General features: G+C 32.5%; 11 protein-coding genes. 4 read left to right on the forward strand and 7 right to left on the reverse strand.

The annotated features are described in order from the left end of the window. Positions 1-29: 29 nt before the first annotated feature. Positions 30-1,247, reverse strand: a complete 1,218-nt coding sequence (locus AA076_RS05195; protein WP_001031975.1) for a polyisoprenyl-teichoic acid--peptidoglycan teichoic acid transferase — start codon at positions 1,245-1,247, stop codon at positions 30-32. A 450-nt stretch (positions 1,248-1,697) separates the two neighbouring features. Here AA076_RS05195 and fmtA point away from each other — a divergent pair, with 450 nt between their 5' ends. After that, the gene (gene fmtA, locus AA076_RS05200) at positions 1,698-2,891 is read left to right on the forward strand and encodes a teichoic acid D-Ala esterase FmtA (RefSeq protein ID WP_000671243.1); all 1,194 of its coding nucleotides are present in this window, start codon (positions 1,698-1,700) and stop codon (positions 2,889-2,891) included. 536 nt (positions 2,892-3,427) lie between these two features. On the opposite strand, the gene qoxD is transcribed toward fmtA, so the two are convergent. Genes qoxD through qoxA form a run of 4 tightly spaced genes read right to left on the reverse strand, consistent with a single transcriptional unit; the run spans position 3,428 to position 7,398 of the window. Then, entirely contained in the window at positions 3,428-3,706 is a 279-nt protein-coding gene (qoxD, locus tag AA076_RS05205) for a cytochrome aa3 quinol oxidase subunit IV (RefSeq protein WP_001797236.1), read from the reverse strand. Between the two features lie 8 nt (positions 3,707-3,714). After that, positions 3,715-4,320, reverse strand: a complete 606-nt coding sequence (qoxC, locus tag AA076_RS05210; RefSeq protein WP_000017736.1) for a cytochrome aa3 quinol oxidase subunit III — start codon at positions 4,318-4,320, stop codon at positions 3,715-3,717. Next, complete coding sequence (qoxB, locus tag AA076_RS05215; protein WP_001010762.1) at positions 4,310-6,298, reverse strand: cytochrome aa3 quinol oxidase subunit I; 1,989 nt, start codon at positions 6,296-6,298, stop codon at positions 4,310-4,312. Before qoxB ends, qoxC begins: the two co-directional genes overlap by 11 nt. Continuing rightward, a complete protein-coding gene (gene qoxA, locus AA076_RS05220) occupies positions 6,298-7,398 on the reverse strand; it encodes a cytochrome aa3 quinol oxidase subunit II (protein ID WP_002871053.1) in 1,101 nt (366 codons plus the stop codon). The genes qoxB and qoxA overlap by 1 nt, the downstream gene beginning before the upstream one ends. A gap of 301 nt (positions 7,399-7,699) precedes the next feature. Between qoxA and AA076_RS14740 the strand changes: the two genes are divergently transcribed. Further along, positions 7,700-7,822 carry a hypothetical protein gene (locus AA076_RS14740; protein ID WP_001790624.1) on the forward strand — a complete coding sequence of 41 codons (123 nt, stop codon included), beginning with the start codon at positions 7,700-7,702 and terminating at the stop codon, positions 7,820-7,822. Between the two features lie 147 nt (positions 7,823-7,969). Here AA076_RS14740 and AA076_RS05230 read toward each other — a convergent pair whose 3' ends face one another. Both AA076_RS05230 and folD read right to left on the reverse strand, forming a co-directional pair. Then, on the reverse strand, positions 7,970-8,287 hold the full coding sequence (locus tag AA076_RS05230) for a DUF5011 domain-containing protein (RefSeq protein WP_001037831.1): 318 nt from the start codon (positions 8,285-8,287) through the stop codon (positions 7,970-7,972). Positions 8,288-9,092: 805 nt separating this feature from the next. Beyond that, positions 9,093-9,953, reverse strand: a complete 861-nt coding sequence (folD, locus tag AA076_RS05235) for a bifunctional methylenetetrahydrofolate dehydrogenase/methenyltetrahydrofolate cyclohydrolase FolD (protein WP_000225837.1) — start codon at positions 9,951-9,953, stop codon at positions 9,093-9,095. Between the two features lie 200 nt (positions 9,954-10,153). On the opposite strand from folD, the gene purE reads away from it, so the two are divergent. Together purE and purK are read left to right on the forward strand one after the other, a co-directional pair. Continuing rightward, positions 10,154-10,636: a 5-(carboxyamino)imidazole ribonucleotide mutase gene (purE, locus tag AA076_RS05240; RefSeq protein ID WP_000861572.1), complete on the forward strand. Its 483-nt coding sequence runs from the start codon at positions 10,154-10,156 to the stop codon at positions 10,634-10,636. Next, on the forward strand, positions 10,623-11,747 hold the full coding sequence (gene purK, locus AA076_RS05245) for a 5-(carboxyamino)imidazole ribonucleotide synthase (RefSeq protein WP_002871056.1): 1,125 nt from the start codon (positions 10,623-10,625) through the stop codon (positions 11,745-11,747). Before purE ends, purK begins: the two co-directional genes overlap by 14 nt. Positions 11,748-11,750 lie beyond the last annotated feature (3 nt).

Below are 11,750 nucleotides of genomic sequence, written 5' to 3' on the forward strand. Positions count from 1 at the left end.
AAATAGTAAATGTTAATCGTCATATAATATTAATTTACAACACCATTTTGGTTATTTGAAGCTTGTGGCGCTTGTTGTGTGCCACCTTGATTTTGATTTGAGTTTTGATCTGTAGCAGGTTGTTGTTGATTGCTGGAATCACTGTTATTAGTTGAATCACTGTTCTCGTTAGATGTCTTATCTTTATCTGTCGTATCATTTTGTTCTTTTCTCAATAAACTATTATCTAAAGGCGTTAATGGTATTAATGAACCATAATGATTAATGACACGTTGATCTAAGAAATCATTTTTATCATTAATAGGTGATAATTCTAAGTCTTTACGAAGTAAGTTTGCATATTTTTGAATGCTTTCAACACTTGGATGATAATAGTAAATACCATTTAACATATCATCTTTACCTTTTAATTGCGCAGTTTTAATTTCAACATCATTTGTTAAGTACATTTTTGCTAAAGCTTTAATTTCAGAGTTAGTTAAATTATGCTTTGCATTTTTACCTACAATTTGAATCACGTTATCAAGTTTATCAATAGAATCAACTTCCTGTGCTTTTTGGAATAAAATCTTAATTAATTCCATTTGACGTTGTCCACGTTTTAAGTCTGAATCATGATGTCTAGTTCTAGCAACTGCTAAAGCCTCATCACCATTTAATTTTTGGTACCCTTTTTTAATTTTAATCTTACCAGTATCATCTGTGTTAGGTTCATTTAAGTCGTATGGCACATCATAGTATATGCCACCAAGCTCATTTACAGCCTCGACAAATGCTTTCATATTGACTCTCACATAATAATCAACAGGTACATTCATGGTAGCTTCTACCGAATCCATTGCGGCAATTGGACCACCATATGCATGTGCATGGGTAATCTTATCGTAATAGCCAACTTTAGGAATGTAGCTGATAGTATCACGTGGAATACTAAGCATTCTAATTTGATGTTTTGATTGATTAAAAGTAGTTAAAATCATAGCGTCTGATCTAGAGTGTTCAGCATCCTGTCCTTTTTTTCTTCTTCCATCGTTATCATCGATACCTAAGAAAAGAATAGAGATAGGTTGTTCTTCGGGATTGACTTTATTATCTCTTAAGTTGGATTGACGATTAGCATTTTTGCTGTCTTGAGAAGATTCGAATGCATCTTGGGACGTTTTAAAAAGTAACGTAGCGAAGACTATTGGAACAACAATGAGAACCAATGCTAGAAGGATCAAAAAGTATTTTAAAAATTTATTCATGATTGATGCTCCTATATTAAATTTTTGTTAAATCATAATCATAATTTTAAAATATAATTAGTTGAACGATATTTATACAACTTCATTACTAATACATTATAGCCTTAAATTGTAGTACTTTATAGTAAAAAATACAAATGTTATGTCAAAGTTCCTTGTAATTTGAATGTTTTGTTAAAATCAAAAAGCATTTTTAAAAATATAATGCGACTTTAGTATGATGTCTTAAAAAATTTAAAGGCGTAATATAAATTCGAGTGATTTATACAAAGTGATAAGGTATAATTAATTTTGTTGTATAGATAACATATTAGAAAAACTTATTACTATGTAGCGTAAAGCATAAATGAATGATAAGTTAATTTTTGTAAGTTGTATTATTAGGCATCTAGGTTCAAATTTTTAACGATTTAAATATATAAAATGAATACATTGTGAGGCAATTATCAAATGAAATTTAATAAAGTAAAACTAGTTATACATGCGTGTGTACTATTATTTATCATTATTTCTATAGCGTTAATTTTTCATCGATTACAGACGAAGACACATTCTATAGACCCAATACATAAGGAAACAAAATTATCAGACAATGAAAAATATTTAGTGGATCGTAATAAGGAAAAGGTTGCGCCGTCTAAACTAAAAGAGGTATATAATAGCAAGGATCCTAAATATAAGAAAATTGACAAGTATTTACAAAGTTCATTATTTAACGGTTCAGTAGCTATATATGAAAATGGCAAATTGAAAATGAGTAAAGGTTATGGATATCAAGATTTTGAAAAAGGTATTAAAAACACACCGAATACGATGTTTTTAATAGGTTCAGCTCAAAAATTTTCAACAGGGTTACTGTTAAAACAGTTAGAAGAAGAACATAAAATAAATATCAATGATCCAGTAAGTAAATACCTTCCATGGTTTAAAACATCTAAGCCTATCCCATTGAAAGATTTAATGTTGCATCAAAGTGGATTATATAAATATAAATCCTCAAAAGATTATAAAAATTTAGATCAAGCAGTTAAAGCGATTCAAAAACGTGGTATTGATCCTAAGAAATACAAAAAGCATATGTATAACGATGGGAATTATTTAGTACTTGCGAAAGTAATTGAAGAAGTTACAGGTAAATCTTATGCTGAGAATTATTATACAAAAATAGGAGATCCTTTAAAACTTCAGCACACAGCATTTTATGATGAACAACCTTTTAAAAAATATCTAGCAAAAGGTTATGCTTATAATAGTACAGGACTTTCATTCTTAAGACCTAATATTTTGGACCAATACTATGGTGCAGGTAATTTATATATGACACCAACAGATATGGGTAAATTAATTACTCAAATACAACAATATAAATTATTCAGTCCTAAAATAACCAATCCATTATTACATGAGTTTGGTACGAAAAAGTATCCAGATGAATATCGATATGGTTTCTATGCTAAGCCAACATTGAATAGACTTAACGGGGGATTCTTTGGACAAGTCTTTACTGTTTACTATAATGATAAGTATGTAGTTGTACTTGCATTAAATGTAAAAGGAAACAATGAAGTTCGAATCAAACATATTTATAATGATATTTTAAAACAAAATAAACCTTACAATACGAAGGGTGTTATTGTTCAATAATTAATATAGAAGATATAACATGTATATGGCATTAAGGCATCGACCTTATCTGACCAGTATACGAGTTATATCTTCTTTTTTATAGTGGTAAAAAGTTTAAAGTATAAGGTTGAAGAAGGATGAGTTTAAAAATATGTGTTAACTGATAAAAGGGGAAATCATTTGGTGAGTTGGCATCAGACTAAAATGAATGAAGACGAATACGTTGGTCCATGCGTGGTGTGAATGTTTTCTAAATCTAACTGGAAATGATAATTTAATAATGTACACTTTTGATTGTTTAAACATGTACAATTTTTAAAAACCTAGGGATAATTTTATTGACGTGAACAACATTGAGATTATCTTTAGACATAAATATGGATTTTGAAGTTACTATATTTATTAGTTGTGGTTGTTAATGTATTAATTGAATTGATTATAATGATTGTCTTATAAGATATAGAAGGGGACTTAACCATTTAAAAATTGAAGGAAAATAAAAACCAGCTAACAAAAGTGTTAGCTGGTTAAACTTTACATTATTAAAATGTTGTTTATAAGTGTGAAGAGTGACCGCCTTGCATAACCCAATATGTTCCGACAACGAAACAAAGTGTAATTACAAGAGCAAAGATAACTTTGAATGTTTGTAAACGTCCATCTTTACCTTCAGTTAAATGCATGAACATTAATAATTGAAGTCCTGCTTGGACGAATGCAAAGCCAAAGATAATTGTCAACTTCGCGTGGAATGTTAATGACGTGTATAGTGTTACGTAAACTGCTAAAAGCGTTAATACGATAGATGCGATAAATCCTACAGTATGTTTCATTATTGTACTCATCCGCTATACACCATCCCTATCATATATACGGCAGTAAAGATGAAAACCCAAACAACATCTAAGAAGTGCCAGTATAAACTTACTATAAATAATTTTGGCGCATTATATTTGTCTAATCCGCGTCGTTGGATTTGGATTAATAAACAAATGGCCCAAACGATACCTAGCGATACGTGACAACCATGCGTTCCTAATAGGATAAAGAAACTAGACCAGTAAGAACCAATTGTTGGGTTAACGCCTTCTGATGCATAGTGTGCGAATTCATAAATTTCGAATCCAACAAAGACTAAACCTAAAAGTAACGTAATGATCATCCAAAACATCATTAACTTTTGTTTTTCTTGGCGCATGTAGTAAATAGCAATACCACATGTGTAAGAACTGAATAATAATGCAAACGTCATTATTAAAACAAGAGGCAATTCAAATAACTCAGTAGTCATTTTACCTGCATAATCGCCACCATGTTGCAAAGTTAATAGTGTCGCAAATAGGGTACCGAATAACGCAAATTCGGCTGTAATGAAAATCCAAAAGCCAAGCTTATTTAATTCGCCTTCATGTGTGCGTGAATCAATAGTGTTTGTATCATGACTCATGACTTACAGCCTCCCTTTCTTTAATACGCGCTTCTCTTAATCTAGCTTCAGTTTCTGCAACTTCAGCAGCAGGGATATGATATCCGTGATCGATTTGGAAACTGCGATAAATCATAGTACCAAAAATACCGAATAAACAAATTAATGCTGGAATTACAGTTTCGAAAATTAAGAAGAAACCGCCGATAGTCATAAAGATACCAATCCAGAATCCAACAGGAGTATTGTTTGGCATATGAATGTCTTTGTAATTATGGTTGTCTAAGTAATGACGACCATGTTCTTTCATATCAACAAATGTGTCGTAGTCATTCCAATCTGGTGTAATGGCAAAGTTGTATTTAGGTGGAATTGCTGATGCAGTAGTCCACTCTAGAGTACGACCAAGGCCATCCCAGTTATCTCCAGTTGCTTCACGTGGAGATTTGAAGTGACTGTATACGATACTAACAACAAGGAATAAGAATCCGATTGCCATTAATAATGCACCGATAGTTGAAATTAAGTTTAATAAGAACCAACCATCTGATGGCATATAAGTGTATAAACGACGTGGCATACCATCTAATCCAAGAATGAATTGTGGTAAGAAACAAACGTTAAATCCGATCATGAAGAACCAGAAGCACCATTTGTTTAATGTTTCGTTTAATTTGTAACCCATCATCTTTGGATACCAGAAGATTAAACCAGCTAAGCAGGCAAATACAACACCAGTAACCAATGTATAGTGGAAGTGAGCTACTAAGAAGTACGTATTGTGATATTGATAGTCAGCTGATGCCATTGCTAACATTACACCCGTAACACCACCTAAAAGGAAGTTAGGGATAAATGCTAATGAGAATAGCATTGGTGACTCAAATGTAATACGTCCTTTATATAATGTTAATAACCAGTTAAACAATTTCACACCAGTTGGAATACCAATCAGCATTGTTGAAATTGAGAAGAATGAGTTGATTAACGCACCATTACCCATTGTGAAGAAATGGTGAACCCAAACTAAGAAACTAAGGAACGCGATACCGGCAGTTGCCCATACCATACTTTGATGTCCGAATAAACGCTTACGAGCGAATGTCGGGATAATTTCTGAGTAAATACCAAATGCTGGAAGGATAACGATATAAACTTCAGGGTGCCCCCATACCCAGAAGAAGTTAGCCCAAAGCATTGGCATACCGCCATGTGCAACTGTGAAGAATGCTGTGTCAAATATTCTATCAGTTGTCATTAATGCTAACGCTACTGTTAAAGGAGGGAAAGCAAGAATAACAATTAATGTAGTAATAAATGTTGTTACTGTAAACATTGGCATTTGCATAAACTTCATAGTTGGTGTTTTACATCTTAAAATTGTTACAAAGAAGTTGATACCTGTAGCTAAGGTACCAAGCCCTGAAATTTGTATAGCTATTAAGTAATAGTTAACACCCGGACCAGGACTGAATTCACCTGCTAGTGGCGCATAGTTTGTCCAACCAGCTGCTGGTGAACCACCAATAATAAATGACAGGTTGAATAAAATCATACCTGCAAAGAATAGCCAGAAACTTACGTTGTTTAATACTGGGAATGCAACATCACGTGCTCCAATTTGTAATGGAACAACGATATTCCATAAACCAAAGATAAATGGCATTGCCATGAAGATAATCATGATTACACCATGTGTACTAAAAATTTCGTTATAGTGGTTAGATTCTAAAAATTTGTTATCAGGTACTGTTAATTGCGCACGAATAAGTAACGCATCAATACCACCACGGACGAACATTAATACGGCACAGATTAAATACATAATACCGATTTTCTTATGGTCTACAGATGTGAACCATTCTTTGTAAAGATATTTCCATAATTTAAAGTAAGTAATTACTGCGATTAAACCAATAACTAAGAATGGGGCACCAATTTGTGCCATTGTAATCATCCAGTTACCTTTAACTAGTAATTGATCCCATGGAAAATTCATTAATGTCCACGTCCATGATCATCATTGTCTTGATCTTGCGCATCTTTTGAAATTTTCTTCATTTCTTTCGCATTTTTCGATTCATCTTTCTTGAACTCATTGTTATATGGTTCGTCATTTCCAAGAATCATCAACTTCATACCATGTCGTTTATAGTTCGCATTTGTAATTTGAGCTTTACGAGCAGGTATTAATGGTTTGTCTGATACATCTTTAAACATATTTTCTTCACTAGTGAAGTTTGGATCTTTCAATTCGAAATTGAAACGTTTATATGCATAGAAGATGTATTCTGGATCGGCTGCTGGATCAACAAACGCCATATGTGTACCATTAAATTCTAAAGCTTTATTAGGTGTGCTTGGTAATAATTGTTTATCAAATGTATCTTGATCTAACGTTTTCTTACCTTTAACTTCTTTCACCCATTTGTCGTAGTCTTTTTGACTAACGGCATTTACTTTAAATGTTTGACGTGAGAATCCTTCACCATTGAAGTTAGAGTTACGACCTCTGAACGTACCAGTTTGAGATGCTTCTAACGTCCAATTCATTGTCATGCCAGTCATGGCATATTTTTGACCACCTAATTGTGGAATCCAGAAACTTGTCATTGTATCCATAGCTTGAAGCTTAAATACAACAGGACGATCTTTAGGGATTGTTAATGTATTAACAGTCTCTATATGTTCATCTGGATAAGCAAAGAACCATTTGTATCCTGCACTTACTGCATATACAACCATTGGATCTTTCTCACTCTTCGGTGGTTTTTCGTAATCGTATAAAGTTTTAACTGTAGGAATAGCTAAAGCAGCAACGATTATGATAGGTATTACAAACCATATTGTTTCAATGATGGCATTATGGTGCATCTTACCAGATTCGGCATTCTTATTATAACTATACTTGTAAATAAAAATGGCGAACATGCCAAGTACAACGAAACAAATAACAAGCATGAAGACGATTGAATAAAGAATCAAGAACTTCTGACTACTTGCTACTGGCCCTTTTGCGTTGAAAATTTCTATATTTGAACAACCACTAAGTAAAATTAGTGTGCCAAATAATAGAAGCAAAGACTTAAATTTTGACACTTTTTTGACCTCCTAATACTACAAATGTAGGGCTTAACATTAATTTTAAGTTATTACACAATATTTACAAGGGCTTATGGGAAAAAAATTAATAAAATTGTATCAAAAATGTTGATAAATCAAGGTGTGACGTGGGTTCACACATTTGTTAAAATTATGTGTACATTTTGTGACTAATAGCGTTTTTGAAAAAATTGCTTCATATTTAAAAGGAAAGTTGAGAATAGCTTTCAATTAAAGGTTAATTGAATGAAAATAAAAAAAGTTTGAAATTGTCTAATAAATTGAAAATGATGGCTAGTTGATTGAAAGGAAGCGCAAACATTTTAATAAGGAATTTGCCAAAAGTAATTTATCGTTAAACAATGAAAAGTGGAAATTTGTTTGTTCAAAATCAAAACATTTTTTTAAAAAGAGCAGTTAAGTTTTAATAATTTGATAGGTAGTCCTTTGGTATACAGAAAAAATACAATATTTGGGTTAAAGTTGCAGATGAAGTTAGAATAACAAATAAAATGGTAGCAAAACATGTTCGTTTGCTACCATTTTATTTGCAGTATAGTGATGAGGGCTATTTAACCTCAATATACCTAGTGGAAATTTTAATTGCACCATCTGAATCAGTGACATGATATTTAATTTGATATTTACCAGATTTAGATGTATCAATTTGGCCATCGACTTTAATTTTATCGGTTAAATCTCCATCTTCTTTATCAAATGCACTTATGCCGTTTAGAAGGTTATAATCTTGACCTTTCTTAATAACGATATCATTAGCGCCTTTAATTTGTGGTGTAGTATTCGTCGTTGCATCTGCATTTAAATTTGGTGTTACTAGTGTAGCAGAAACACCGAGGGCTGATAATGACTGTAATAGTTTATTCATAATGTAACCTCCGAATGATAAGTCATTTCTGAGTTAGCTTTACTATACCTTAATTTATATTATTTACACATCATACTATAGTCCTAATCTTACCCTATAAAGAATGAAATTTAAATATAAATTTATAAATAATGAGGAAATAATTATTATTTTGAAAATCTGCCACAATTGTAAAATTAATAATTTAGGGATAATTTGAAATCAAATATAACTTTATTCGACAGTTTGAACTTAAATTTTTGTGTATCAAAACAATAAGAAAAGGGAGGCGAAAATGATAAAGAACCACTAATGATTAACTATGTAGTAGTACTTTATCATAGTCACAGCTTCTGTGTTGGGGCCCATCCCCAACTTGCACATTATTGTAAGCTGACTTTTCGTCAGCTTCTTTGTTGGGGCCCCTGACTAGAATTGAAAACTTGTTACAAGCTTATTTTCATTCAATTAACTACTGTCTATATAAAATTGTTGAGCCAAGTACAAAGTGAAATGCTCCCTTCAAAGCCTTCATTTATTCAATGTCTACTTTGAAGGGAGCATTTGATCGATTAATGTCCCAGATTTTTCTTGTTATTCATTGCAATTGCAAAATAATATTTAATGTGGGTTAAAAGACTTCATTAAAACTCAGTTATTAGGGAGTGGGACAGAAATGATATTTTCGTAAAATTTATTTCGTCGTCCCACCCCGGCAAGGTTGACTAGAATTGAAAAAAGCTTGTTACAAGCGAATTTTCGTTCAGTCAACTACTGCCATTATAACTTTGTAGAGCATAGAACATTGATTTATGTCTCAGGCTCTTTACGAATCAATACCTCGACGCATTTTTTCTGCAAGCAAAGTATTATTTAATACCATAGTAATTGTTAATGGACCAACGCCACCAGGAACTGGTGTAATAGCTCCAGCAATTTCTTTAACCGCATCATAATCAACGTCACCTTTTAATTTGCCATTTTCATCTGGCGTATTGCCAACATCGATAATTACTGCTCCTTCTTTGACCACATCTTTTGTTACTAAACCAGGCTTACCAACTGCACTGACAATGACATCAGCATCTTTTAAATATGATGCCATATCTTTTGAACGAGAATGTAAGATTGTTACTGATGCATTTTTTTGAAGTAGTAACTTAGAAACTGGTTGTCCGACAATATGACTTCGTCCAATTACAACTGCATTTTTACCTTCTAAATCAATATCAGCATGTTTTAATATTTCCATGATGCCGAGCGGTGTGCAAGGTACAAAAGTTTGTTCATCGATATATAATTTCCCTATATTTATTGGATGAAAACCGTCCACATCTTTTTCAGGATTGATTGCTTCTAATATTTTCTGTTCGCTAACTTGTTTTGGTAATGGTACTTGTACCAAAATACCACTTACAGAATCATCATTATTTAGTCTATTTAGTTCGTTTAATACTTCTTCTTCAGTAGCTGTTTCTTCCAAATGTACGATTTCTGAAATCATACCAATTTTTTCAGCTGCTTTCTTTTTTGATCTAACATAACTTTGACTAGCGCCATCATTACCAACTAATATAACGGATAATTTAGGTGTAAAACCCTTTTCTTTTAGCGCTTCAACTTGATCTTGTAACCCCTGTCTGTAGTCTTTGGCAATTTGTTTACCATCTAAAATTTTAGCAACCATAAAAACTTCTCCTCCTATTGTCAATATCCTAACTTTGTTAGTTTATAAAACTAATTTACATAGCAAAAGACGTAAATTCAAATAAAAAATCAAAATAAAGTTCGATTTTTGATTGAAAAAGCAGAAATTGCTTGTTATGCTATATCTATAATATACAACTAAAGTAATTCACAATTCAAACTTTTGAAAGGGTGTACAAAGTGAAAGTAGCAGTCATTATGGGCAGTTCTTCCGATTGGAAAATTATGCAAGAGAGTTGTAACATGTTGGATTATTTTGAAATTCCGTACGAAAAACAAGTAGTATCCGCACATCGTACGCCAAAAATGATGGTTCAATTTGCTTCTGAAGCGAGAGAAAGAGGTATAAACATTATCATTGCAGGCGCTGGCGGTGCGGCACATTTACCAGGTATGGTTGCATCATTAACGACGCTACCAGTTATTGGAGTGCCGATTGAAACAAAAAGTTTAAAGGGTATAGATTCTTTATTATCAATTGTTCAAATGCCAGGAGGTATTCCGGTTGCAACGACTGCAATTGGTGCAGCAGGTGCTAAAAACGCAGGTATACTTGCAGCAAGAATGTTAAGTATTCAAAATCCTTCTTTAGTTGAAAAACTAAATCAGTATGAATCTTCGTTAATTCAAAAAGTGGAGGACATGCAAAATGAACTTCAATAAATTAAAGTTTGGTGCGACTATTGGCATTATTGGTGGTGGTCAGCTTGGAAAGATGATGGCACAATCAGCTCAAAAAATGGGTTATAAAGTGGTTGTATTGGATCCTTCTGAAGATTGTCCATGTAGATACGTTGCACACGAATTTATACAAGCCAAGTATGACGATGAAAAGGCACTCAATCAATTAGGACAAAAATGTGATGTGATTACTTATGAATTTGAAAACATTTCAGCCCAACAATTAAAACTATTATGTGAAAAGTACAATATTCCGCAAGGTTACCAAGCTATACAGTTATTACAAGATCGCTTAACTGAAAAAGAAACATTAAAAAGTGCTGGTACCAAAGTTGTCCCGTTCATTTCAGTAAAAGAATCTACAGATATTGACAAAGCAATTGAAACATTAGGATATCCTTTTATTGTAAAAACTAGATTTGGTGGCTACGATGGCAAAGGTCAAGTTTTAATTAACAACGAAAAAGACTTACAAGAAGGTTTTAAATTAATTGAAACTAGTGAATGCGTAGCTGAAAAATATTTGAATATCAAGAAAGAAGTATCTCTTACTGTTACAAGAGGAAACAACAATCAAATCACTTTTTTCCCATTACAAGAAAATGAGCATAGAAATCAAATACTTTTCAAAACAATTGTTCCAGCGAGAATAGATAAAACAGCTGAGGCGAAAGAGCAAGTTAATAAAATTATCCAATCGATTCATTTCATTGGAACATTTACAGTTGAATTTTTTATAGATAGTAACAACCAATTGTATGTGAACGAGATAGCACCAAGGCCTCACAATTCCGGACATTATTCAATTGAAGCATGTGATTATTCACAATTTGATACTCATATTTTAGCAGTTACCGGACAATCATTACCAAATTCAATTGAATTATTAAAGCCAGCAGTCATGATGAACTTACTAGGTAAAGATTTAGATTTATTGGAAAATGAATTTAATGAACATCCAGAGTGGCACTTACATATTTATGGTAAGTCTGAGCGTAAAGATAGCAGAAAAATGGGGCATATGACTGTACTAACGAATGATGTAAACCAAACTGAACAAGATATGTACGCTAAATATGAGGGGAGTAATTAAAGC

The sequence above is a fragment of the Staphylococcus aureus genome (assembly GCF_001027105.1).
Taxonomy (GTDB): Bacteria; Bacillota; Bacilli; order Staphylococcales; family Staphylococcaceae; genus Staphylococcus; species Staphylococcus aureus.